Origin of the sequence: Caulobacter sp. LjRoot300 (genome assembly GCF_964253875.1) — a bacterium.
In the GTDB taxonomy this organism is placed as follows: Bacteria; Pseudomonadota; Alphaproteobacteria; order Caulobacterales; family Caulobacteraceae; genus Caulobacter.
In genome coordinates, this window is the sequence record NZ_CAXUSA020000010.1 from 1 (window position 1) to 22636 (window position 22636).

General features: G+C 70.1%; 13 protein-coding genes. 9 read left to right on the forward strand and 4 right to left on the reverse strand.

Features of this window, described 5'->3' with window-relative positions:
• Positions 1-37 precede the first annotated feature (37 nt).
• Positions 38-1678, reverse strand: coding sequence for a glycoside hydrolase family 43 protein (locus ACSQ2G_RS22415; RefSeq protein WP_436034592.1), 1641 nt, complete (start codon positions 1676-1678; stop codon positions 38-40).
• Between the two features lie 4 nt (positions 1679-1682).
• Positions 1683-2966 (reverse strand): MFS transporter, encoded by a 1284-nt coding sequence (locus ACSQ2G_RS22420; RefSeq protein WP_436034593.1) that lies wholly within the window; start codon positions 2964-2966, stop codon positions 1683-1685.
• 167 nt (positions 2967-3133) lie between these two features.
• On the opposite strand from ACSQ2G_RS22420, the gene ACSQ2G_RS22425 reads away from it, so the two are divergent.
• The 3 genes from ACSQ2G_RS22425 (at position 3134) to ACSQ2G_RS22435 (ending at position 11342) form a co-directional block, all read left to right on the forward strand.
• Positions 3134-3475 (forward strand): PRC-barrel domain-containing protein, encoded by a 342-nt coding sequence (locus ACSQ2G_RS22425; RefSeq protein ID WP_436034594.1) that lies wholly within the window; start codon positions 3134-3136, stop codon positions 3473-3475.
• Positions 3476-3642: 167 nt separating this feature from the next.
• Positions 3643-9591 carry a hypothetical protein gene (locus tag ACSQ2G_RS22430; RefSeq protein ID WP_436034595.1) on the forward strand — a complete coding sequence of 1983 codons (5949 nt, stop codon included), beginning with the start codon at positions 3643-3645 and terminating at the stop codon, positions 9589-9591.
• 305 nt (positions 9592-9896) lie between these two features.
• The gene (locus ACSQ2G_RS22435; RefSeq protein ID WP_436034596.1) at positions 9897-11342 is read left to right on the forward strand and encodes a DEAD/DEAH box helicase; all 1446 of its coding nucleotides are present in this window, start codon (positions 9897-9899) and stop codon (positions 11340-11342) included.
• A 222-nt stretch (positions 11343-11564) separates the two neighbouring features.
• Here the strand turns inward: ACSQ2G_RS22435 and secA are convergent, their stop codons facing one another.
• Positions 11565-14330 (reverse strand): preprotein translocase subunit SecA, encoded by a 2766-nt coding sequence (secA, locus tag ACSQ2G_RS22440; protein ID WP_436034597.1) that lies wholly within the window; start codon positions 14328-14330, stop codon positions 11565-11567.
• Between the two features lie 486 nt (positions 14331-14816).
• On the opposite strand from secA, the gene ACSQ2G_RS22445 reads away from it, so the two are divergent.
• The 6 genes from ACSQ2G_RS22445 to ACSQ2G_RS22470 all read left to right on the forward strand — a co-directional run bounded on the left by ACSQ2G_RS22445 (position 14817) and on the right by ACSQ2G_RS22470 (position 20729).
• The gene (locus tag ACSQ2G_RS22445) at positions 14817-15797 is read left to right on the forward strand and encodes a peptidylprolyl isomerase (protein ID WP_436034598.1); all 981 of its coding nucleotides are present in this window, start codon (positions 14817-14819) and stop codon (positions 15795-15797) included.
• The gene (gene argJ, locus ACSQ2G_RS22450) at positions 15794-17317 is read left to right on the forward strand and encodes a bifunctional glutamate N-acetyltransferase/amino-acid acetyltransferase ArgJ (protein WP_436034599.1); all 1524 of its coding nucleotides are present in this window, start codon (positions 15794-15796) and stop codon (positions 17315-17317) included. Before ACSQ2G_RS22445 ends, argJ begins: the two co-directional genes overlap by 4 nt.
• 166 nt (positions 17318-17483) lie before the next feature.
• On the forward strand, positions 17484-17951 hold the full coding sequence (locus tag ACSQ2G_RS22455; protein ID WP_436034600.1) for a hypothetical protein: 468 nt from the start codon (positions 17484-17486) through the stop codon (positions 17949-17951).
• 139 nt (positions 17952-18090) lie between these two features.
• Positions 18091-18846: an ABC transporter ATP-binding protein gene (locus ACSQ2G_RS22460; protein WP_436034601.1), complete on the forward strand. Its 756-nt coding sequence runs from the start codon at positions 18091-18093 to the stop codon at positions 18844-18846.
• The gene (locus ACSQ2G_RS22465; protein ID WP_436034602.1) at positions 18843-20408 is read left to right on the forward strand and encodes a hypothetical protein; all 1566 of its coding nucleotides are present in this window, start codon (positions 18843-18845) and stop codon (positions 20406-20408) included. Before ACSQ2G_RS22460 ends, ACSQ2G_RS22465 begins: the two co-directional genes overlap by 4 nt.
• A 90-nt stretch (positions 20409-20498) precedes the next feature.
• Positions 20499-20729 carry a hypothetical protein gene (locus ACSQ2G_RS22470; protein ID WP_436034603.1) on the forward strand — a complete coding sequence of 77 codons (231 nt, stop codon included), beginning with the start codon at positions 20499-20501 and terminating at the stop codon, positions 20727-20729.
• Between the two features lie 6 nt (positions 20730-20735).
• Here the strand turns inward: ACSQ2G_RS22470 and ACSQ2G_RS22475 are convergent, their stop codons facing one another.
• Positions 20736-22610, reverse strand: a complete 1875-nt coding sequence (locus ACSQ2G_RS22475) for a PAS domain-containing protein (RefSeq protein ID WP_436034604.1) — start codon at positions 22608-22610, stop codon at positions 20736-20738.
• Between the last annotated feature and the right edge of the window lie 26 nt (positions 22611-22636).

The window sequence follows — 22636 nt, forward strand, 5'->3', positions numbered from 1 at the left end:
AAAGAGAGAGGGGTTCTGGCGCGGGCTTGCCTTGGCGCTACCCCACCGTCGCCTGATACTCCCGCTCCACATAGCCAAACCCGTCGAAGTCGGCCGGCCGCATCGCGCCCGACAGGTCCTGGCAGGCCATGCCGACGAAGGCGCCGGTGAAGTTGGGCGCGCCGGGAGCGGTGGCCTCGTCCGACAGGATCGAGGCGTCGAACACCTGGGGCAGCCAGGTCCACCGCTCTCCGTCCAGGCTGAAGGCGAAGCGCAGGCGCTCGAAATCGACCTCGACCCGCAGGTGGACCAGACCCTGGTCGGGCAGCGGGATCGAGGCGGTGAAGGCGTCGGCCTGGGCGCTGTCGGGCAGGGCCGACATCACCTGCAGATGGCGGCCGTGCTCGTCGTCGCGCGACACGAACAGGTAATGGAACTTGCTGGCCCCGTAGTAGCAGACCAGCCCCGCCGCCTGCTGGAAGTGCGCGGGCGCGAAGTCCAGCACGGTGCGAGCGCTGTAGCAGAACGCCTGCTGGCGGCGGGCGACCAGGGCCTGGCGGTGCTGGCTGCCGATCGTCTCGCGGCCGAACAGCCGCAGCCAGCCCGGACGCGCCGTCAGGCTGAACAGCTCGTCCGGGAACGGCGAGCGCAGCCACTGGAAGTCGATCGGCAGGGCGGGACCATCGAAGTCCTCCCAAGCCGGGGCGGCCGGCCAGGGCGCCAGCGGCAGGCCCGGCGACGGCGGGGCCAGCTCTGGGTCGCCCGAGCCGTCGCGGGTGCGCAGCCAGCCGTCCTCGCCCCAGGCCATCGGCTGGATCGCCGTCTCGCGGCCCAGCACGCAACGGCCGCGATTGGGCAGCGGCCGGCCGCACAGATAGGCCATCCAGGTCGTTCCGTCGGGGGTTTCGACCAGGTCGGCGTGGCCGGCCCGCTGCAGCGCCGCGTGCGGCCGGTCGCGGGCGGTCAGCACCGGGCCGTCGGGATGCAGGTCGTAGGGCCCTTCCAGCGTCCGCGAGCGGGCCATGGTCACCGCGTGGCCGAAGCCCGTGCCGCCCTCGGCGGTGATCAGGTGGTACCAGCCGTCGCGCTTGTAGAGGTGCGGCGCCTCGGTCAGGCCCAGGGCCGTGCCCGGGAAGATCAGCTTGCGCTCACCCACCAGCCTGGCGGCGGAGGCGTCGTATTCCTGGGCGACGATGCCCGCGAAACGGTCGCGGCCGGGCCGGTGGTCCCACAACTGGTTCAGCAGCCACTTTCGGCCGTCGTCGTCGTGGAACAGTGACGGGTCGAAGCCGCTGCTGTTGAGATAGACCGGATCCGACCACGGCCCCTCGATGTCGTCGGCGGTGACCAGGTAGTTGTGGAAGTCGCGCAGGGACGCGCCCGACGCTCCCCCAACCGTGGTGCGGCCGTAGCGCTTGACGTCGGTGTAGATCAGCCAGAACCGGCCGTCGGCGTGGGTCAGGCACGGCGCCCACAGCCCGCAGCCGTCGGGCGCGCCCAGCATGTTCAGTTGGCTGGGCCGGGTCAGGGGCCGGGTCAGCAGCCGCCAGTTCACCAGGTCGCGCGAATGGTGGATCTGCACGCCCGGGAACCACTCGAAGGTCGAGGTGGCGATGTAGTAGTCCTCGCCGACGCGGACGATCGACGGGTCGGGGTTGAAGCCCCTCAGGATCGGATTGGGGATCGTGTCTTGCGGCATGGCTCTACAGGGCGGGAACGGTGACGGGCTTGGCGGTCGAGGTGTTAGCCGGATCACGGACCAGGATCCACAGCAGGGCCGCGCCGGCCAGGTCCAGCACGCCCAGGGCGACGAAGAACGGGTCGTAGCCCACCGTGGCCACTAGGCCGCCGATCAGCAGCGAGAAGACCAGGACCCCCAGATTGGCGAAGAACCCGGCCAGGCCGGCCACGGTCGCCACCTCGTTGCGGCGGAACAGGTCCGACGACATGGTGATCACCGTCACCGACAGGGTCTGGTGGGCGAAGCCGCCCAGGCACAGCAGGGCGATCGCGATGTAGGGGCTCTCGACCCGGCCGACGAACATCATGCCGGTCATCAGCGCCGCCCCCAGGGTGAAGGCCCCGCGCCGGGCGTTGACCAGGCTGACCCCGCGCCTTTGCAGGAACAGCACCACGGCCGGGCCGAACAGGCAGCCGATGTCTGCGGCCACGAACGGCAGCCAGGCGAACAGGGCGATCTGCTTCAGGTCGAAATGCCGGACCGTGGTCAGGTACAGCGGGATCCAGAACGACAGCGTGCCCCAGGTCGGGTCGGCCAGGAACCTGGGCAGGGCGATGCCCCAGAAGTTGCGGCGGCCCAGCAGGCTCAGCAGCGAAGGCCGGGTCCCGGCGTCCTCCAGGTGGGCCTCCTGGCCGGCGGCGATCAGGTCGCGCTCGGCGTCGGACAGGCCCTTGTGCTTGTCGGGGGACTCATAGGCGAGGAGCCACAGCGCCACCCAGGCCAGGCCCAGGACCCCGGCCACGACGAAGGCGGCCCGCCAGTTCCAGACCAGGATCGACCAGGCCACCAGCGGCGGCGCCAGCACCGAGCCCATCGAGGCGCCGATGTTGTAGACCCCGCCGGCCAGGCCGCGCTCGCGGGCCGGGAACCAGGTGGACACCGCCTTCATGCCGGCCGGATGGGCGCAGCCCTCGGCCACGCCCAGCGCCCCGCGCAGCCCCAGCAGCGCCTGCCAGTTGCCGGCCAGGCCGTGGGCCATGGTGATCAGCGACCAGGCGGTGGCGAACAGGGCGAAACCCAGCTTCAGGCCGATGGAATCCAGCACGTAGCCGCACAGGGGCTGCAGCATGACGCCCAGCTGGAAGGCCCCGGTGATCCAGGAATATTCCTTGGGGCCGATGTGCAGGTCGGCCAGCACGGTGGGCGCCGCCACGCCCAGGGTGCTGCGGGTCAGATAGTTGAGCACCGCGCCCAACATCACCAGGCCGATCATCCACCAGCGCAGGGCCCGGATCTTGCCGTTCATGCCTCTCTCCCGGTTCCGCCTCTACGTCTTGGGTCGCGTCAATGACGGTAGCGGTAACAGGCATAGCCCGCTCCGCGACGGCGGCAAACCCCGCCATGGTCGTAGTCCCTTGTGGATCGATCCCCGCCGTGGCCGCGTTTGATCCCCGGACAATCAAGGAGACCCCGATGAGCCTCGACGATCGCCTGGCCAAGAGCGCCACCCTGGTCGGGCTGAAGATCAAGGATGCCGGCGGCCACAAGCTGGGCGTGATCCGCGAGCTGTTCATCGACCGCGACGCCGGTATCGTCCGCTATGTCGCCGTCGAGCCCGCGGGTCTGTTCGCGGCCGGCGGCAAGTTCCGTCCCCTCCCCTGGCGCCTGCTGACCTGGGACGACACGGACCAGGCCTATGTCGCCGACCTGACCAAGGACCGCTTCAAGGAGGTCCCGGCCTACGACCGCGACCAGCTCAACAGCGCCACCTATGGCTGGGGCGCGCAGGTGGAGCGCTTTTTCGAGGCGCCCTGAACGCCCGCAACTTCTGCACGAGACGAACACTCGACGCGTTCCTACGGCAAAGCTAGAACCGCTCCCTAGGTAGTGTTGATTGGGGGCATTTTCCTGTGGTCGAGTCGAGTGGTTCCGCGTGCGTCAAGCGCAAGCGTTGGTTGGGCTGCAGCGCTTTGGCGCTGACGATGGGGATGGGAAGCGCGGCGTTCGCCGATTGCCCCAATTCGGCGCCGCTGTGGGCCGGCGTCATCCTCACCTGTTCGGGCGTCAACAGCAACGGGCTGACCGTCGCCCGTTCCAGCACGACCAACGTCACGGCCGGCGCGGTGCTGACGCCTGGCGCCGGCGACACGGCGGCCTATCTCGCGACGCTCGACCCGACCTATCCGTATGGCTCGAGCCATAAGCTGACCGTCGACGGGCGGATCGACGGGGGCGCGACCGCGGGGGTGTTCCTCGACGGCCTGCCCGGCGCGGCGGCGTACAACAACGTCAGCCTCGATCTCACCGTCGGCGCGGCGGGTGAAATCGTGGGGGCGACGGCGATCCAGGCGCGCGCCGGGAGCGCTTGGGCCAACGCGGCCATCACGCTGGACAACAGCGGCCAGATCCGGTCGACAACCGGTCCGGCGCTGGTCGCCGGCGACTATGCCGGCTTCCAGACGGTTACCAACCGCCAGGGCGGTTTCATCGGCGGCGTCGACGCGGCGGTCGGTACGCTGGCCAACGCCGGCCTGATCGACGGCGGAAGCAACAGCGCCTATCGCAGCGGCCCGGCGAACGGCCGGCCCTACGCCGGCGCCGTCGACAACAGCGGCGTGATCCAGTCAAACGGCGCGGCCGCGACCATCGACTTCGATGCGACCGGCGGGATCATCGTCAACACCGGCCTCATCACCAACCTCGGGTCGGGACCGGCCATCGACGCGACTTTCAATCTCGCGCTCAGAAACGAGGTGGGAGGCGTGATCTCGTCCGGTGGCCCGATCGCCATCCAGATGGCGAGCTCGCAAACGATCTGGAACCGCGGGACCATCATCGGCTCGGTCGTGAACACCGGGCCGACCTACTATTCGACCAATCTGGTCGACAATGTCGGCGGGACCATCGTTGGCGACCTGCTGCTCGGCTCCATGGACGACACGCTGATCGCCAGCCTGGACCTCGCCAACGGCCGCGCCCTGGGCGTCACCGGAAGGATCGACGGTGGCGGCGGAACCAACACGCTGGTGTTCGACCTGGCGCAGGACACCGTGCTGGATGGCCTGAAAGGACGCCTCGTCCTGCCCACCAACTTCCAGAAGTACCAGGTTCGCCTGAGCGATGAGGCCACCGCGACGTTCGATACCAACTCCCTCAACGACGTGGTCTTCACGGGCAAGGGCCGGGTCGTCTCCAACGCCGACCTCACCACCACCGGCCAGGGCCTTCAGCTTCTCACCGGCTTCAACACCGGCGCGCGGATCGAGTTCGTCAACAACGGCGATATCAACTTCACCTACGACCCGAACTACCACCCGCCCTACTATTACGCTTCGCTGGACTTCGCCCTGGCCGTCGATGGCCCCACCGCCTTTACCAACAACGGCGACATCGCGGCGGTCAACGGCGGCAAAGGGCTGCTGATCTGGAACTCCGGGCAAACCTTCTTCGTCAACAACGGCGCCATCACCGCCGAAGGACTGGGCGTGTCGTCGAACGGCCTCTTCCAGAACAATGGCGCCATTCGCTCCCAGACCACGGGCGTCAGCCAGAGCGGTTCGTACGGCAACGGGTTGGTGAACACCGGCTCGATCGAGGGCGCGACCTTCGGCGTGAGCGTGTCCTACGGCGCCGTGACCAACAGCGGCTCGATCAAGGCGACCGACGCGGGCGCGGGCGCGGGCGTGGAGATGTACTATTCCAGCCTCGAGAACCTCGTGGGCGGGACCATCTCCGGGCCGGTCGCCGTCACCTCCAATGGAACCTTCGGAGGTGGCAATCGCGTCGCCAACGCAGGGGTGATCAACGGCGACGTCGACTTCGCCGGCAATTCGGCCTTCCCCTCGAGCGACGCCTTCACGGACAACGGCGGAACGCTGAACGGGAACCTCAAGCTTGGCGCGGGCGACGACGTCTTCGTCACTGATCTGAGCCGGTTCGTGGACGGACGCTTCACCGGCGTCACGGGCATGGTCGACGCCGGCGAAGGCATTGACCGCCTGGTCCTGCGCATTGGCGCCGACACCACGACCACCGTGGATCTGCCCGCCGGGTTCGAAGCCTTGGGCCTGGTGTTGCAGAACGCCGCCAACGCCAAGGTGACAGCCGCCCGCCCGCTGAACTCCACGCTCAATCTTACCGGCGAGGGCTCGCTGGACCTGACGGCGGACATCACCACCAACTGGTCCAACGCCATCGCCCTCTGGGGTGACTACGGCCAGGTCTGGGACACCCGGGCCCCGCAATCGATCATCAGCCGCGGCGCGATCACCTACACCCAGGCCGGCGCCTATCCATCCAGCGGCTCGACGAACAACGTCATCGCGCTGCATGATCAGGCCACGTTCGAAAACGTCGGCGCCATCTCGGCCAGCGGCCCAGCCAGCCCCTTCTACACGGTGAGCGCCATCTTCGGCGGCGCCTCGGTGACCAATTCCGGCTCGATCAGCCTGAGCGGCGTGGTCGGCGTGAACGGGGCAATGGCCCTCACCAATACCGGCAGCATCACCCAGGCCGTCGGCGGCGCGCCGGCGGTGGGCGTCAAGAACGTCGCGACCGTCGACAACAGCGGGACCATCGCGACAGGCGGCTATGCGTTCCAGACGACCTACGACTATCCCTCGCCCATGGGGCCGTTCACGATCAACAACAGCGGCGTGATCAAGAGCACGGGCTCGGATGCGATCCACGCCGACTTCGGCCTGGCCATGACCGTAAACAACGCGGCGGGCGGCGAGATCACCAGCACCACCGGCAAGGCCATCGCCAGCACCTACTACACGGCCATGACCGTGCATAACGAGGGCGTCATCAACGGCGGCGTCGACGTCCGTTGGGGCGAGGACCGGATCGAGAACTACGGCACGATCAACGGCGACGTCACCCTGGGCGATGGCAACGACACGTTCGTCCAGTGGGTGGGCGGCGCGATGAACGGCGCGGTGGACGGCGGCTACGGCCTGGACACCCTGGTCATCGACTCCACCGGCGGCGGCACGATCTCGACCTCTCGGTTCGTGAACTTCGAGAGCTTCAAGCAGATCGGCGGCGGCAGCCTCAACTATGTCGGCGCCTTCGGGGCTGGCCCCATCGTCCTGGAAGACAGCTCGGCGGTCGTCCTGGCCGGCGACACCGTGACCACCACCGGCGCCGTCACCTTCGCCGGCGGCGCGGGGTCCGAACACCTCACGGTCGACGGCTCGATCGCGGGCGGGGCCTCCCTGGGCGACGGCGTCGACACCGTGGTCAACCACGGCTCGATCGGCGGCGCCGTCCAGCTCGGCGCGGGGGACGACACCTATACCGAAGGCTGGGGCTCGACCGTCAGCGGCGCGATCGACGGCGGCGACGGAAGCGATACCTACATCCTCGAGCTGGCCGGCGACAGCAACGGCCCCCATCTCCGCAACGGCTTCGAGAGCCTAGGCGTGACGGGGGCGGGAAACCTGACCCTGGCGCTCGACCAGAACTGGGACTCCATCAGCCTGGCCGGCGCGAACGCCTACCTGACCGCCGGGGCCTACACCGTAGGCCGCCTCTCGGGCGGCGACCAGGATGAGGCCCTCCGCATCGACGCCGACATCGCCCAGGTCGACCTGGGCGGCGGGGCCGACAACCTGCAGGTCGAGTTCACCCAGCTCGCCGGCGCCTACAGGGGCGGCGCGGGGATCGACAGGGTCCGCTTCACGGCGGCCGCGCCCGTCACCGTCAGCGGGTCGCTGAGCGGCTTCGAGACGATCGCCCTGGACGGCGGCCAGATGGCCGTCTCCGGCGTGCTCGGCGCGGCCGGCGAAACCACGACCTTCGAAGGCGGGACTGGCCAGACGCTGTCGATCCTGCCGGGCGGCGCGCTGGCGGGCACAGTCGACCTGGGCGCCGGCGACGACGTGTTCCATCTGGCCGCCGGCGGCCAATTGACCGGCACGGTCTTGGGCGGGACAGGGAGCGACAGGGTCGACATCGACCTGATCGCCGACCTGTCGCTGCGCGGCGACCAACTTCAGCAGTTCGAGACCCTGCAGGTCACCGGCACGGGCGCCCTGAACTTCACGGGCGGCGCGGCCAAGTTCGACCACCTGGTCACCAACAGCCGCGACCTGACCGTGGCGGCGGGCTCGAGCCTGAACGCCAGCGACCTGAGCCTGGGCGGCGGCGCCAACACCATGGCGGTGGGCGGCGCGTTCTCCGGCGCGCTGGACCTTGGGGCCGGCGACGACACCCTGCGCCTGACCACCGGCGGGACGTTCGCCGGCTCGGCCAACGGCGGAAGCGGCTTCGACACGCTGCAGCTGGCGCTGGGCGGCACGGACGCCGCGCCGACCGCGCTGGGCTCCACGCCCTTTACCGGCTTCGAGACGCTGGACCTGCGGTCGGGCGTGGTCAGCGTGGCGGGCGACTACGGCTTCGACACGATCCAGGTCCGCAACGGACGCCTGATCGGCCTGGCCGGCTCGCGCCTGACCGCATCGAACATCGTCGTGGCCCAAGGCGCGACCTTCGGCTCGGCCGGCGCGGTGACCGGCAATATCGCCGTGGCCGGGACGCTGAGCCCGGGCGCTTCGCCGGGCACGATGACGGTGACGGGCGACATCGCCCTGGCGGCGGGCTCGACCGCCCTGTTCGAGTTCACGCCGACCGTCAGCGACCAGCTGTTGGTGTCGGGCACTGTGACGATCTCCCAGGGCGCCACCCTGAAGCTGGTCGGGGCCGCGGCCCTGACGCCCGGACGCCGGGTGGACCTGATCACCGCCGGCGGCGGAATCGTCGGCGCGTTCTCGACCATCGACGGCACCCAGGGTCTGAACCTGCACATCGCCCAGACGTCCACGCGCCTGCAGGCCCTGGGCCTGTTCACCACCGACACGAGCTTCTCCTCGCAGGTGTCGGGCGTGATCGGCACGCTGAACACCGCCCTGATCGCGGACAAGGTCGGCGCCACCCTGGTCGCCGCCTTCCCGGCCCTGGTCGATCCGGCCACCAGCAAGAGCGACCCTCGCGCCCTGGCCCGGGTCGCGCCCCAGGCCTACGCTTCGGCCTCGCAACTGGCGATCGAGGATGGCCTGACGATCGTCGATGCGTCGCGCGCCCAGGCCCGCTTCGCCCCCGAGGCGCCGGGCCTGTTCGGCTTCGGCCAGGCGATCGCCAGCCGCCGCACCCTGGACGGCGACGCCGGCCTCGGCGTGGCCAGGGGCAAGATCGACACCCAGGGCGGCCTGGCCGGCGTCGGCTATGGCGTCGACTCGGCCTGGGCGGGGGTCTTCGTCGGCTATCTGAACGGCCGCCAGCGGATCCGCGACCTGGACGCCCGCACCCAGACCGACAGCTTCGCGGTCGGCGTTCAGGGACAGGTCCGGATCGGCGGCTTCCAGCTGGGGGCCATGGCGGCTCATGACGGCGCCGACGTCAACACCCGGCGCGCCGCGCCCGGCGGGACCACGGCCAGCGGCGACTACAAGCTCAAGAGCTGGATCGCCGACGTCAACCTGGCCTACCGCGCCCAGCTGAACGCCGACTGGGCGGTGCGGCCGCGCCTGGGCGCCAGCTACGTCCGGGCCACGCGCGACGGCTTCGTCGAACGCGGCGGCGGGCCCTTCGCCCTCACCGTCCAGGAAGGCACCTCGTCGACCTGGTTCGTCGACGGCCAGGTCGAGGTGCTGGGCGGCCAGGCGGCTGGCGCGCGCCTTCACCCGTTCGCCTCGCTGGGCTTCCGCGCGACGGCCGACGGCGGCGACACCGCCGCATCCGGCGCCTTGGCCGGCCTGGCCACGCCGATCCGCGTCGGCGGGCTGGATCGTGACGGGACCCTGGCCACGGCCGGCGCCGGCGTCGGCTACGACCTGGCCCCCGGCCTGACCGCGTCGGCCACCTATGCCGGCGAGTTCGGCGACGGCGGCCGCCAGGCGCTCCTGGTCGGCTTGAACTGGAAGTTCTGATCCGCGACCGGGGACCCGCGCCACGGCGCGGGTCCCCGAACAGCTCGCCAACGCCATGCGTCAAAAGGCCTTTGCAGCTGCGCTCTTGACTTCGCACCTGCAATAAACGACATACGCCTCACGCCATCCGGCGTTATCGGCGCTCCAGCCGCGTGAGGGACCCTTCCGGGTCCAGCCTGTCGAGCGCACCGAAAGCTTCTCATCAGACCGCCCGTGTCACGCGGGGCGCTCCCCACCGACCCGCCGCCAGGCGAGCCGTGCGAGGATCGCATGCGCCGTCTCGCGGCTGCACGAAAGCTTCTGACTTGACTCAATTCACCGATCTCGGCCTCGCCAAGCCGCTTCTCAAGGCGCTGACCGACAAGGGCTACAGCACGCCCACCCCGATCCAGGCGCAAGCCATTCCGCTGGTGCTGTCGGGCCGCGACCTGCTGGGCATCGCCCAGACCGGCACCGGCAAGACCGCCGCCTTCGCCCTGCCGATCCTGCATCGCCTGGCCGAGGACAAGAAGCCGGCCCCGCGCCGCGGCTTCCGCTGCCTGGTCCTCTCCCCCACCCGCGAACTCGCCACCCAGATCGCCGAAAGCTTCCGCGACTACGGCAAGCACATGGGCCTGACCGTCGCCACCATCTTCGGCGGCGTGAAGTACGGCCCGCAGATGAAGGCCCTGGCGGCCGGCGTCGACGTGGTCGTGGCCACCCCGGGCCGCCTGATGGACCACCTGGGCGAAAAGAGCGCCCACCTGAACGGCGTCGAGATCTTCGTGCTCGACGAAGCCGACCAGATGCTGGACCTGGGCTTCGTGGTGCCGATCCGCAAGATCGCCAGCCAGCTGCCCAAGGAACGCCAGAACCTGTTCTTCTCGGCCACCATGCCCAGCGAGATCGGCAAGCTGGCCGGCGAGCTGCTGAAGAACCCGGCCCAGGTGTCGATCACCCCGCAGGCGACCACGGTCGAGCGCATCGACCAGTCGCTGATCTTCATCGAGGCCCAGCGCAAGCGTCCCCTGCTGGCCGAACTGCTGGCCGACAAGAGCGTCGAGCGCGCCATCGTCTTCACCCGCACCAAGCGCGGCGCCGATCGGGTGGCCAAGTACCTGGTCGCCAGCGGCATCGAATCCGCCGCCATCCACGGCGACAAGACGCAAGGCCAGCGCGAACGGGCCCTGGCCTCGTTCAAGGCCGGCCAGGTCAAGGCGCTGATCGCCACCGACATCGCCGCCCGCGGCATCGACGTCAACGACATCAGCCACGTGTTCAACTACGAGCTGCCCAACGTGCCGGAGGCCTATGTCCACCGCATCGGCCGCACGGCGCGCAAGGGCAAGGACGGCATCGCCATCAGCTTCTGCGCCGATGACGAGCGTCCGCTGCTGAAGGACATCCAGAAGGCCACCCGCCAGACGATCCCGACCTTCGACCGTCGCAACGACAAGAACCTGGCGGCCGCCGCGGCCGTGGCCGACAAGCTGGCCCCGCCGGAAAAGTACGTCGATCCGCGCCGCGCCGACCCGCGCAACAACGTCCCGTCCGAACTGCGCCGCCAGCGCAACCGTCCGGGCAAGGGCGGCGGCGCTGGTCAAGGCCAGGGCAAGCCGGGCGGCCAGCAGGGTCGCGGCCGCAACGGCGGCGGCCAGGGAACCGGCCAAGGCCAGGCGCAAGCCCAGGGCCAGGCCCGCTCGGGCGGCAACGACTTCCGCGGCCCCAAGCGCGCGGCCGCCCCGTCGGAACGCTGGAACCCGATCGACTAAGGGCGTGATCGCGGCCTGACGCCCCATCCGTCGGCTTCGCCGCCACCTCCTCCGTTTCACGGGGGAGGAGAACGGGTCAGCTTCCTCCTCACCCGCAACGCGGGGGAGGTGGCGCGTCGCGAAGCGGCGTGACGGAGGGGGCGTCCCACTGCATCTGAAAGCAAAAACGCCCGCCCCAGTCTCCCAGGGCGGGCGTTTCCATAATCACCAGACGCTCAGGGCTTAAACCAGCGCCCCGTGGCAGTGCTTGAACTTCTTGCCCGAGCCGCAGGGGCAGGCGCCGTTGCGGGCGGTGAACTCCCAGCCTTCGGGCAGGACCGAGACCGGCAGGGCCTCGCGCTGCTCGGGCGACAGGCCTTCCGGCAGGGCCCCGGCCGTGGCGACGTTCTCGCCGCTCAGCGGGTCCAGATGCACCTGGATCAGGCCCTCGGGCGTGTGCAGCGGCTCGGGCTCGGCATAGGCGATCTCGACCGTCATCAGCCAGCGAGTGGTGTTGGTGCGCAGGTCGCCCAGCAGCTTCTCGAACAGCGAGAAGGCCTCGGTCTTGTACTCATTGAGCGGGTCGCGCTGGCCATAGCCGCGCAGGCCGATGACGTTGCGCAGGTGGTCCAGGTGCATCAGGTGCTCGCGCCACTGCAGATCGATCATCTGCAGCAGGAAGTTCTTCTCCACCGAACGCATCTGCTCGGGGGTGATGATCACCTCGCGCTCGGCGGCGTAGGCGTCGGCGGCCTTAACCAGGCGCTCGCGCATCTCCTCGTCGCCGAAGCCTTCCTCGGCGGCCCACTCCTTCAGCGGCAGGGTCAGGCCCAGAATGGCCTGGACCCGCTCGTCCAGCCCCTCGATGTCCCACTGCTCGGCATAGGCCTTGGGCGGCATGTAGCGGGCGACGAAGTCATCGATCACGTCATGGCGCATCTCGGTGATGATGTCCGAGAGGTCGGTCGCCTCCATGAACTCCTGGCGCTGCTCGAACACGGCCTTGCGCTGGTCGTTGACGACGTCGTCGTACTTCAGGAGGTTCTTGCGGATCTCGTAGTTGCGCTGCTCGACGCGCTTCTGGGCGGTGGCGATGGCGTTGTTCAGCCACTTGTGGGTGATCGCCTCGCCTTCCTGGACGCCGAAGGTGCGCATGATCGCGTCCAGGCGCTCGCCGGCGAAGATGCGCAGCAGGTCGTCCTCGCACGACAGGAAGAACTTCGAACGGCCCGGGTCGCCTTGACGACCCGTGCGGCCGCGCAGCTGGTTGTCGATGCGGCGGCTCTCGTGGCGCTCGGTGCCCAGCACGAACAGGCCGCCGGCGGACAGGGCCTTGGCCTTGGCTTCGCCGATCTCGGCTTCCAGCTCGGCCTTCTGGGCCAGCTCGTCCTCGTGGGTCGGGGTGATGCCCAGGCCCTTCTGCTGCTGGCGCCAGTTGGCCAGGCGCATGTCGAGGTTGCCGCCCAGCTGGATGTCGGTGCCGCGGCCGGCCATGTTGGTGGCGATGGTCACCGCCCCGGGCACGCCGGCGTCGGCGACGATGCCGGCTTCCTGCTCATGGAAGCGGGCGTTCAGCACCTGGTGCGGGATGCCCTTGCGCTTCTTGCCTTCCCATTCCCAGGCATAGGTCGACAGCAGCCTGGACAGCTCTTCGGATTTCTCGATCGACACGGTGCCGACCAGGATCGGCTGGCCGCGGGCGTGGCAGTCGGCGATCTGCTTGAGGATCGACTCGTTCTTCTCGCGCTCGGTGCGATAGACCTCGTCGTCGTCGTCGATGCGCATCACCGGGCGGTTGGTCGGGATCTCGCTGACGGTCATCTTGTAGATGTCGTCGAATTCCTGGGCCTCGGTCGCCGCGGTGCCGGTCATGCCCGACAGCTTCTTGTAGAGGCGGAAGTAGTTCTGGATGGTCACCGAGGCCAGGGTCTGGTTCTCGGGCTGGATGTCGGCGCCTTCCTTGGCCTCGATAGCCTGGTGCAGGCCCTCGGACAGGCGGCGGCCGGTCATCATGCGACCGGTGAACTCGTCGATCAGAACGACTTCGTTGTCCTTGACGATGTAGTCCTTGTCGAGCGTGTACAGCACGTTGGCCCGCAGGGCCTGGTTGACGTGGTGCACCACCGAAATGTTGGCGGCGTCGTAGAGGCCGGCGGTGTCCTCGGCCAGGTGGCCACCCGCCATCAGGATCTCTTCGATGCGCTCCTGGCCGTCCTCGGTGAGGATGACCTGCTTCTGCTTCTCGTCGTGATCGTAGTTGGTCTTGTCCTTGATGAGCTCCTTCACCAGGACGTCGATGGTCTTGTAGAACTCGCTGCGGTCCTCGGTCGGGCCCGAGATGATCAGCGGCGTGCGGGCCTCGTCGATCAGGATCGAGTCCACCTCGTCGACGATCACGTAGTGGTGGCCGCGCTGGACCATTTCCTCGACGCTGTAGACGAGGTTGTCGCGCAGGTAGTCGAAGCCGAACTCGTTGTTGGTGCCGTAGGTGATGTCGCTGCGATAGGCGCGCTGGCGCTCGCCCTGGCTCAGGCCGTTGACGATCACGCCGTACGACAGGCCCAGGAAATTGTGGATCTGGCCCATCCACTCGGCGTCGCGCTTGGCCAGGTAGTCGTTCACGGTGATGACGTGGACGCCCTTGCCTTCCAGCGCGTTGAGGTAGGTGGGCAGGGTGGCGACCAGGGTCTTGCCCTCGCCGGTGCGCATTTCCGAGATCCCGCCGGTGTGCAGGACCATGCCGCCCACCATCTGGACGTCGAAGTGGCGCATGCCCAGCACGCGCTTGCCGGCTTCGCGGACCACGGCGAAGGCTTCGGGCAGCAGGCTGTCGAGGCTCTCGCCCTTGGCCAGGCGGGCCTTGAACTCGTCGGTCTTGGCCCGCAGGGCCTCGTCGGACAGCGCGGCGTATTCCGGCTCCAGGGCGTTGATCTTCGCCACCTGGGCGGACATCGCCTTGACCTTGCGTTCGTTGGAAGAGCCGAAGAACTTTTTGGCGAAGCCGAGCATGAAGGGAAGGTTCCGGAGCGGGTGTCTGTGAGGCCGGCGCTAGGGCTTGAAGGCCTTCACTACGGTAAATTCGAGGCGTCGAAGCGCGCGGAAACTCCACGTTCTGTACGCGCGCGGAGACTTAAGCACCGGCCCACCGGGTGTCAACGCGAGGCGCGGGCTGTCGCGCCTGAAGATCCCTCTCTCATGGAGAGAGGGAGGGGCCCATGGCGAAGCCATGGGAGGGTGAGAGGTTACACTCTCACCGAATGAGACGCGGCTGTTCGGCGGACATCTAGAGAGTAATCAGATCCTTGGCGGCGGAATCCGTTGGGGGTTTCCGGCAGACGGTAAAACCTCTCACCCTCCCACCGCTTCGCGGCGGGCCCCTCCCTCTCTCAAAGAGAGAGGGGTCTTCCTAGGCCGCGCGCGAACAAGATCGCGAAGCTGTTTCCTCTTGGCGATAAACCGCGCTAGAGCGCTCAATGAGAGTCAGCCGGACCCCTTATGCATATGACCAAGTCCCGCGTTCACGGCCTCGTCGCCGTCCTGGTCCTTTCCCTGCTGGTCGCCGCCTGCGGCCGCGACAAGGCCGACGAGCGGCCGCCCGAGCCCGGCGACACCGCCGTCGCCCGGGTCGACGGCCACACCGTCTGGGCCAGCGACGTCAAGCGCGAGGCCGTGGCCCAGGGCCTGATCAGCGAGGGCGAGCCGCTGGACATCGGCTCGGACCTGTTCCGCCAGCGCCTGGACGAGGTGGTCGACCAGAAGCTGCTGGCCGCCGAGGCCCTCAAGCAGAAACTGGACAAGGATCCGGTGGCCCAGCGCCGCCTGGCCGCCGCGCGCGAGCGCATCCTCGGCGACATGCTGGTCGAGAACGTCGTCGAGAAGGCGGTGAACGAGAACGCCATCCGCGGCCTCTACGCCGAGCAGCAGAAGCTGTCCAAGCGCAGCGAGGAGATCCGCGCCCGCCAGATCCTGGTCGGCAGCCAGGCCGACGCCGAGGCGGTCAAGAAGCTGCTGGCCGCCGGCGCCTCGTTCGACGCCCTGGCCATGGAGCGCTCGACCGATCCGGCCACGCGCTTCAACGGCGGGGACCTGGGCTATTTCACCGTCGACGTCATGCCGCCGGCCTACGCCGTGGCCCTGAAGGACGCCCAGAAGGGCGCGCTGGTCGGCCCGTTCCAGACGGAAGGCGGCTGGGCCGTGCTGCGCGTCGAGGACAAGCGCCTGGAGGAACCGATCACCCTGGAGGCCGCCCGGCCGCAGATCGTCCGCTTCCTGACCTATGACCAGGTCCGCGACCTGCTGGAGAAGCTGCGCGGCGGGGCCAAGGTCGAGATGCTGGCCGGCAAGCCGCAGGCCGTGCCCGGCGCGCCCCAGGAGCCGGCCTCGGCCCCACCCGGCGCGGCCGACCAGGCCCCCTCCTCCGACCTCGACGCCGCCCCGCCGGCCTCCGCCCCCGCTCAAGCTCCGGCCAAGAAATGACCAAGACCCCCAAGCCAGCGCCGAAGACCGCGGCCAAGACCGCCGCCAAGCCCGCCAAGACCCCGGCGGCCGCCAGCGCCCCGACCCCGGCCGAGATCGTCGGCCAGGTCGGCGCCAGCGTCGGCCAGACCCTGGAGCGGGCCCTGGTCGACCCGCTGACCGCCGCCCTCAAGCGCGCCGGCCTGCGCCGCGCCCAGAAGGACGCCAACACCGGCTCGCCCGAAGCGGTCCAGGCCGCCAAGCCGGCGGCCGCCCCCGCCGCCGCGGGCGCCCCGGGCAAGCCGGGCCTGGCCGTCTCGCCCCTGGCCGTGCCGTTCCCGACCATCCCGCCGATCGCCGGGGTCGAGATCGCCACCGGCCGCGCCGGCTTCTACAAGCACCAGCGCGAGGACCTGCTGCTGATGCGCTTCGCCGAGGGGACTTCGGCGGCCGGGGTCTTCACCCGCCACGGCGTCGGCTCGGCCCCGGTCGACTGGTGCAAGCGCCAGCTGGCCGCCAGCAAGGGCGAGGACGTCCGCGCCCTGGTGGTCAACGCCGGCTGCGCCAACAGCTTCACCGGCAAGCCCGGCGCCGACGCGGTCCGTCGGGTGGCCACCGCCGTCGGCAAGCGCTTCGACTGCCGCCAGCGCGACGTGATGATGGCCTCGACCGGCGTGATCGGGGTGATCCTCGACGACAGCAAGATCATCTCGAACCTGCGCGAGGTGGAGACCCGCTTCACCGAGGACGCCTGGGCCGGCGCGGCCTCGGCGATCATGACCACCGACACCTTCCCGAAGGGCGCCTACGCCACGGCGACGATCGACGGCCACGAGGTGCGGATCGCCGGCGTCTGCAAGGGCTCGGGCATGATCGCGCCCGACATGGCCACCATGCTGGCCTTCGTCGCCACCGACGCGGCCATCGCCCCGGCCGCCCTGCAGACCCTGGTCAGCCTCTATACCCGCACCACCTTCAACTGCGTGACGGTGGACGGCGACCGCTCGACCAACGACACCTTGCTGCTGTTCGCCACCGGCAAATCCGGCGCCCCCAAGATCCACCGGGCCGGCGACCGCCGCCTGGCCGACTTCCGCGAGAAGCTGGAGGCGGTGCTGCTGGACCTGGCCCTGCAGTTGGTCCGCGACGGCGAGGGGGCCAGCAAGTTCGTCAAGATCACCGTCAACGGCGCCGAAAGCCCCCTGTCGGCCCGCAAGATCGCCCGCACCATCGCCGAGAGCCCGCTGGTCAAGACCGCCTTCGCCGGCGAGGACGCCAACTGGGGCCGCATCGTCATGGCCGTGGGCCGAGCCGACGAGCCGGTCAACCGCGAGAAGATCAGCGTCAAGTTCGGCGACCTCTACGCCGCCCGCGACGGCCTGGTCTCGGCCGAATACGACGAGGCGGCGATGAGCCGGTACGTCAAGCGCGCCGAGTTCGAAGTGTCGGTGGACGTGGGGGTCGGCAAGGGCTCGGCCACGGTCTGGACCTGCGACCTGACCAAGCAGTACGTGGCGATCAACGGGGATTATCGGAGTTAGCGTGCTCTGAACCGCCGTGCGTCCTTCGAGGCGCGCTCAGGAGCGCGCGCCTCAGGATGAGGATCTCATTGCACTGCATTCCTCATCCTGAGGTGCGCAGCGAAGCGGAGCCTCGAAGGACGCACAGCGCTCCCCGTTTCGCCCAAACCAGTGATCGGATCCGACCATGACCGACGACGCCCCCATCAACCTCCACGACATCGCCGACGCCTGCCGCGAGGCCGGTTATGTCGTCGCCGAGATCGACCGCGGCCTGGAGGTTTCCGGAGCCGAGGACGGCGGGGCCTTCTACCTGTTCCCCGAGGGCGACTGGCTGCAGGTCCGCTGCCAGGTGTTCGACCAGGCCGACCTCGACCAGGCCCGCAGCCTGGACGCCCTGTTCGAGACCATCGCCCGCGCCCAGTTCCGCTTGATCGGCTGCCGGTTCGGCTTCGACGTGCTGACCGGCCTGTGGCTGGTCGCCGACCTCTATCCCGGCTTCGACCCCGAACGCCTGCCCGCCGTGCTGGAACAGCTGGCCTTCGTCTGGAGCTCGCTGGGTGAGGTGCTGGACGCGGCCCTGAAGGGCGAGGTGGTGGACGAGGTCACCCTGGACGCGGCGTTCGAGCTGGAACCGGACGGCCGGCCGAACTGAGGGGCGTGGGGACAGCCGGGGACGCGCTCTCACGGCAAGGCGCCGGCTAGGTTGCAGGGCGCTGGTTGTGAGTGCGTGAGCCGCTTGAACCCCGCGGCCAATCACGGTCACATGCGGCGACATCTCTTAGGGGCCCGACTTGACCGAAGCTCTGATCGTCCGCGGCCTCGACAAGACCTTCACCAAGCCGGCGGTCATGGATCTGGACCTCACCGTCCACGCCGGCGAGCTCTACGCCCTGCTGGGGCCGAACGGGGCGGGCAAGACCACCACCCTGCGGATGGTCGCCGGCCTGACCAAGCCCGACAAGGGCGCCATCAGCATCTTCGGGATCGACGCCCTGGCCGACCCGGCCGCGGCCAAGGCCGTCACCGCCTGGGCCCCGGACGAGGCCATGGTCTATGACCGGCTGACGCCGCTGGAATATCTGGAGTTCGTCGCCGGCCTGTGGAACGTCGAGCCCCGGGTCGCCAAGGCCCGGGCCGAGGACCTGCTGGCCAAGCTGGGCCTAGCGGCCGAGGCCCGCACCCGCTGCGAAGGCTTCTCGCGCGGCATGAAACAGAAGGTGGCCCTGGCCGGGGCCCTGATCCACGACCCGCGCCTGCTGATCCTGGACGAGCCGCTGACCGGCCTGGACGCCGCCGCCGCCCGGCTGGTCAAGGACATGCTGCAGGAGCGGGTCGACGCCGGCGGCACGGTGATCCTGACCACCCACATTCTCGAAGTGGCCGAGCGGATGGCCGACCGCATCGGCATCATCGCCGGCGGCCGCCTGCTGGCCGAGGGCACGCTGGACGCCCTGCGCGGCCAGGCCGGAGAGGGCCAGGGCGGCTCCAGCCTGGAGGACGTCTTCCTGCAGTTGACCGCCAGCGGCGCCGGCGGGGACGCCCCATGACCCTGGGCGTGACCCTGGCCGCGCCCGGCTCGATCCCGTGGCTGCTGGCCCACGAGATGCGGCTGTACTGGCGCAACTTCCGCGCCGGCCGAGCCGGCAAGGGCGCGCGGGGCCTGGTCAGCCTGGTGGTCGTGGCCGCGATGCTGCTGGCCGGCGGCGTGCTGGCGGCGCTGGGCCTGCACGACGTCCAGATCCCGATCACCCCGATCTCGATCAGCCTGGCGGCCCTGGCCGTCGCGGTGATCTTCACCCTGATGCTGTCCCAGACGCTGAGCGCCTCCAGCGAGGCCCTGTACGAGCGGGGCGACCTGGACCTGCTGTTCTCCTCGCCGATCGGGCCGGCCAAGGTGCTGTTCGTGCGCTCGCTGGGCGTGGCCGGCGGGGTGATCACCATCTTCCTGCTGGGCGTCACGCCGCTGCTGCTGCCGTCGGTGATCTGGGGCCATCCGGGCTGGATCGGGGTGTTCGGGGTGCTGGGCGCCCTGGCCCTGGCCTCGACCGCCGTCGGCCTGCTGCTGGCCATGGCCCTGTTCGCCCTGATCGGCCCGCGCCGCACCCGCACCGTGGCCCAGGTGATGGCGGCCCTGGTCGGGGCGGCCTTCTTCCTGGTCAGCCAGACCCGCACCATCCTGGGCGCCCAGAAGAGCGCCAGCCTGTTCGCCGAGATCACGCGCCAGGCCCAGGAGGGCCGACTGCGGCCCGGCCCGCTGATGAGCCTGCCGCTGCGGGCCATGCTGGGCCAGCCCCTGCCGCTGCTGGCCCTGCTGGCCGGGTCGGCGGCGCTGTTCGCCCTGGCCGCCCTGGCCCTGGGCCGGCGGTTCTCCGACGCCGCGGCCGCCACCCAGGGCAAGACCGCCGCGCGGCCGGCCCGGGCCACGCGCGGCGAGGCCCGCCGGACCTTCGCCGCCGGCCCGTTCCTGGCCACCCTGCGCAAGGAGCTGCTGCTGATCGGCCGCGATGCGGCCCTGCTGTCGCAGGTGCTGCTGCGGGTGCTGTACCTGATCCCCACGGCCCTGGTGCTCAGCCGCAACGCCGCCCACGGGACCGGCGCGGCCCTGGCCGGCGGGGCCGGGGTGGTGGCCTTCCTGGCCGGGCAGGTGGCCGGGAGCCTGGCCTGGATCACCCTGTCGGCCGAGGAGGCGCCCGACCTGCTGGCCGTGTCGCCGGCCCGGACCCGCGCCCTGCGCCGCGCCAAGCTGGCCGCCGCCCTGATCCCCGTGGCGCTGTTCCTGGTCCTGCCGGTCGTCGTCCTGACCTGGTTCGCGCCGGCCGCCGGGGCCTGGACCGCTCTGGGCGCGGCCCTGGCCGCCTGGAGCAGCGGCCTGATCAACATCTGGCACCAGCGGCCGGGCAAGCGGTCGGACTTCAAGCGGCGCGGCGGCGCCTCATGGATGGCCACCATCGCTGAGATGCTGGTCTCGGCCCTGCTGGCGGGGGCGACCGGCATCGCCGTGGCCGGCTTCTGGCCGTGGGCCCTGATCCCCCTGGGCCTGGCCGGCGCGGCCCTGCTGAGCCTGCGGCGCAGCGACGCCCAGATCGCCCGCAACCTGCGAACACGGTAAAGCGCGCGTTCAGGGTTTTACCCGATTTCCGCCGGAAGGGGACGCCGCTAGGATCTGTGTCGGGTCGGGCACAGAGAATTCGAGAGCACCATGCCCGCCGCGCCCGCGACGCCCCGCGACCGGAAACCGCGAGAACACCGCAAGGAATCCAAGGCCTTGGTGGTGGTGACCAGCGTCCTGCAACTGGCCCTGGTCGTGCTGGTTTGGCTGCTGGCCCTGGTCCCGGTGGCCGTGATGGCCCTGGTCGCCGTCGTGATCGGCGCCTTGAAGTCCGGCATCGCCCACGGCAACGCCAAGACCCCGACGCCGGTCGATTCCTGATCCGCCCTACCCGTCCAGCGCCGCCTCGATCCGGCACACCACCCCGTCCGGTTCGAAATCGATCCGCGCCTCGCCCGACAGCTCCGCCGCCAGGCCGCGCTCGATCAGCCGCGAGCCGAAGCCCCGCCGGGTCGGCGGCCGCACCGGCGGGCCGCCGGCCTCGGTCCAGGTCAGCGCCAGACGGGCGTGGGCGGGTCCCGGGACCACGGTCCAGGCGATCCGCACCTGGCCCCGCGGCGCCGATAGCGCCCCGTACTTGACCGCGTTGGTCGCCAGCTCGTGCAACACCATCGACAGCGACAGGGCCATGCGTGGCGACAGCCGCACCGGCGCGCCGATGATCGCGAACCGCTCGGGCCCGCCATACAGCACCTCCAGCCGGGACAACAGGTCCAGCAGGTCGGCGCCCTCCCAGTTCTCGCGGGTCAGCAGGTCGTGGGCCTCGGCCAGGGCGACGATGCGGGCCGTGAACGCTTCCTGGGCCTGGGGCAGCGAGCGGGCGGCGTGGAAGGTCTGGGCGGCGATGGCCTGGATCGTGGCCAGCGAGTTCTTGACCCGGTGATTCAGCTCGTTGACCAGCAGCCGAAGGTGCAGCTCGGCCCGCTTGCGCTCGGTGATGTCGACCGTGGCCCCGACCACGCGTGTCGGCGCGCCGTTCTCGTCGAAGAAGCCCCGCCCCTTGGCCGAGATCCAGCGTTCCAGGCCGTCGTCGCGGCCGATCGTGCGATATTCGACGTCGATGTCGGCGCGCAGCGCCGGGTCCATCGCCGCCCGCAGGGCCTCGCGCGTGGCCTCGCGGTCCTCGGGGTGCATGGCGGCGTAGAAGTCGTCCAGCCCGACCTCCGCGCCCGGCGTGATGCCGAACATGTCGTAGCCGCGGTCCGACCAGCGCAAATGGCGCTTGCGGACGTCGAAGTCCCAGGTGCCGACATTGCCCGCGTCCAGGGCCAGGGCCATGGTCGCCTCGCGCAGCGCCTGGTCGGCCTCGGCCTCCTTGCGCTCGGTGACGTCGGAGACCACGCCGACGAAGCGCACGCACCGGCCCTCGTGGAAGAAGGCCTGGCCGAAGGTCTCGATCCAGCGCGTCGCGCCGTCGTCGCCGCGCCGGATCCGGTATTCGCGGTTGATCGTGTTGTCGCTGGCCGGGTCCATGGCGATCCGCACGGCGTCCATCAGGGCCGGCAGGTCGTCGGGATGGACCAGGCGTTCGAAGGCGTCGAGCGGGTTTTCGAGAGGGCCCTGCGGCAGGCCGTAGATCTCGCGGCAGCGCTTGTCCCAGAAGCGCTCGCCGGTCTGGGGATTGTGGTCCCAGCGGCCCAGGCCCGCGGCGTCGACGGCGATGCGCAGATCGGCCTCGGCGGCCTCCAGGGCCTGCTCGGTGCGCACCTTTCGCGTGACGTCGGTCAGGGCGATCATCACCCCGCCCACGCCCGACGGCGCGGCGGCGTCGGGCGTGGGGCTGAGGCGGATCGTGAAGTAGCCGTCGGTGATCGCGCCGTCGGGGTGCGCCGTCGAGAGCGGCAGTTCCTCGATGATCGCGCCGCCGCTGGCCCCGGCGAGGATCGCCCGCTCGGGCGCCTCGGACTCGGCGGCCGAGGACGGCGGCGCCTCGGCGAACGTCTTGCCCAGCACGCGGGGATGACGCTCGCCCAGCATGGGCGCATAGGCGTCGTTATAGATCAGCACCAGCTCGGGCCCCCAGCGCAGGGCGCTGGGAAACCGGCTGGCGACGATCATGTCGACGGCGAACGTCAGGCTGGGCGACCAGGCGGCGCGCGGCCCGAGCGGCGTCGCCGCCCAGTCGAACGCGTCGATCCGCTCGCGCATCTCGCCCGGCGCGGACGTCCCGACGGCGAGCCCCTGGTCACGGGTGTTCACCATGCCCGTGTTCCTTCCCGACCGCGATC